The sequence below is a fragment of the Thalassospira profundimaris genome (assembly GCF_003326675.1).
Classification (GTDB): Bacteria; Pseudomonadota; Alphaproteobacteria; order Rhodospirillales; family Thalassospiraceae; genus Thalassospira; species Thalassospira aquimaris.
Genome location: NZ_JPWF01000043.1, coordinates 1 through 783 on the forward strand (window position 1 = coordinate 1; position 783 = coordinate 783).

The window sequence follows — 783 nt, forward strand, 5'->3', positions numbered from 1 at the left end:
CGATGCTTCTGGCAGCGAAGATTCTGCCATCGCCTTGGATATCGATGCAGGTCTGACGGACAGCTCGGAAGTTCTGACGATCACCATCTCGGGTGTTCCGGATGGCGCAACCCTGTCGGCAGGTACCGATAATGGTGACGGTACCTGGACCCTGAGTTCGAGTGACCTAGAAGGTCTGACGATTACACCTGCTGATGACTTCTCTGGCAGCTTCGATCTTGGCGTCACCGCGACTTCTACCGATGGCGAGGATGTTGCGACAACCACCGGCACGATCACCGTTGATGTATCGGCCGTGGCTGACGCTCCGACGCTTGATGTGGCGGATGCCAGTGGTTCCGAAGACAGTGCGATTGCACTCGATATCGATGCAGGTCTTACGGACAGCTCGGAAGTTCTGACCATCACGATCTCCGGCGTTCCGGACGGCGCGACGCTGTCGGCTGGTACCGACAACGGTGATGGCACCTGGACCCTGAGCTCCGGTGATCTTGAAGGCCTGACGATTACGCCTGCGGATGACTTCAGCGGATCGTTTGATCTTGATGTCACTGCGACCTCGGCGGATGGCGAGGATGTCGCAACGACGACGGGCAGCATCACGGTTGACGTTGCTGGTGTGGCGGATGCTCCGACTTTGGATGTTACCGATGCATCGGGAAGCGAAGATTCGGCCATCGCTCTTGATATTGATGCCGGTCTGACCGACAGTTCCGAGACGCTCACCATCACGATCTCCGGTGTTCCCGACGGTGCAACCCTGTCGGCAGGTACCGATAATGG

General features: G+C 58.1%; 1 pseudogene. It reads left to right on the top strand.

The features are described from left to right. Window positions 1-783, top strand: a pseudogene (locus tag TH19_RS22840) (Ig-like domain-containing protein); the annotation flags it as partial.